The sequence below is a fragment of the Lysobacter dokdonensis DS-58 genome, from assembly GCF_000770795.1.
GTDB classification, from domain to species: Bacteria; Pseudomonadota; Gammaproteobacteria; order Xanthomonadales; family Xanthomonadaceae; genus Noviluteimonas; species Noviluteimonas dokdonensis.
On record NZ_JRKJ01000015.1, the window covers coordinates 1 to 1,765 of the forward strand.

2 protein-coding genes are annotated in these 1,765 nt (G+C 68.8%); one reads left to right on the top strand and one right to left on the bottom strand.

What is annotated here, in order from left to right:
• A partial coding sequence (gene rhlB / locus LF41_RS09985) for an ATP-dependent RNA helicase RhlB (protein WP_036169192.1) occupies nucleotides 1–1,346 on the bottom strand: 1,346 nt, incomplete at its 3' end.
• Nucleotides 1,347–1,550: 204 nt separating this feature from the next.
• Between rhlB and LF41_RS09990 the strand changes: the two genes are divergently transcribed.
• Nucleotides 1,551–1,765: thioredoxin family protein (locus LF41_RS09990; RefSeq protein ID WP_036169194.1), on the top strand; the 215-nt coding region annotated here is incomplete at its 3' end.

A 1,765-nucleotide genomic window follows, 5' to 3' on the forward strand; every position in this document is an offset into this window, starting at 1 on the left:
CCGGCCGAACGACCGCCCGTGCGCGACCCGCCGCCCGGCTTGCCGCGGCCACCGCCGCGACGCTGGTCATCGGCGGCCTTCTGCTCGCGCGCTTCGCGGAAGATCGTGCTGATGCTGTCGTCCTCGCCCGAGGCGTCGCCCTCGACCACCGCGCGCGGCGCACGCGGCACCGCGACCAGCATTTCCGGCGTCACGTGCTCGCCGGGGATTTTCTGGTCGATGTAGGCCTCGATGTCGGGCAGCGACATGCCGTAGCGCTCGCACGCGAAGCTGATCGCATCGCCCTCGGCGCCCAGGCGCGCGGTGCGGCCGATGCGATGGACGTAGTCCTCGGCATCGAAGGGCAGGTCGTAGTTGTAGACGTGCGAGACGCCGTCGATGTGCAGGCCGCGCGCGGCGACGTCGGTGGCGACCAGGATCTCGAGCTGGCCGGCCTGGAATTTCTTGAGCAGCGACTCGCGCTTCTTCTGCGGCACGTCGCCGGATAGCACGCCGACGCGATAGCCGCCCTTCTCCAGCGCGCGGGCCACGCGTTCGACGAACGCCTTGGTGTTCACGAAGACCATCGTGCGCGCGCCTTCGCTGCGCGAGAGCAGGCCGAGCAGCAGCGGGATCTTCTCTTCGTCGGCCGGGTAGTAGAGCTTCTGGCGCACGCGCGCGGCGGTCACCGATTCGGTTTCGACGACGAGCTTTTCCGGCTCGTTCATATGCTCGTACGCCAGCTCCAGCACGCGGTGCGACAACGTGGCGGAGAACAGCAGCGTCTGGCGCGTGGTGCGCTCGGGCATGCGGCGCAGCAGGAAGCGGATGTCCTTGATGAAGCCCAGGTCGAACATGCGGTCGGCTTCGTCGAGCACGCACATCTCGCAGGCGTGCAGCGAGACCACCTTGTGCTGTTTGACGTAGTCGATCAGTCGGCCCGGGGTCGCGATGATCACGTCCGCGCCGGCCTGCAGCAGCGCGCGCTGCTTGTCGTAGTCCACGCCGCCGTAGACCAGGGCGAACTTCAGGCCCAGGTCGGAGCCGAACTTCACCGCGTCCTTGTGGATCTGGATGGCGAGCTCGCGGGTCGGCGCCAGGATCAGCGCGCGCGGATCTTCCGGCTTCCGGTCGGCCAGCGCCGGGCGCGTGAGCAACCGGTTCAGCGTGGCGATCAGGAAGGCCAGCGTCTTGCCCGTGCCGGTCTGCGCCTGGCCCGCAACGTCGCGGCCGGCGAGGGCCAGCGGAAGGGTCAGCGCCTGGATCGGCGTGCACCGGTTGAAGCCGGCGGCCTCGAGCCCGGCCAACAGCGCGGGATGGAGGTCGAATTCGGTAAAGGCGATATCGGTTAAGGGCTTGTCGCTCATGCGGCTCGATACTGTGGGTGGCGCCGGGTCGCCCTTGCGCCGGGGGGCGCCTGCGAAGCAGACTGCCGGGGCGCTGAATCCGGGTGCGGGCGGGGGTTGAACCCACCGCGGTGAGCGCCCAAGTCTAGCAGCAGCCCGCGCAAGGCCGCGGGTTCCTTCATTTCACGCAGGGCCACGGCCCGCCCAGAACCACCCGAGGACGCAATGAACGACACCGTCATCCACGCCAGCGACGCTGATTTCGACAGCCAGGTGCTCAACGCATCGGGGCCGGTGCTCGTGGATTTCTGGGCGACGTGGTGCGGCCCGTGCAAGATGATCGCCCCGGCCCTCGACGAGCTGGCCGCCGGCTACGCCGGCCGCGCCAAGATCGTGAAGGTCGACATCGACGCCAACCGCAACACCGCGATGAAGTACCA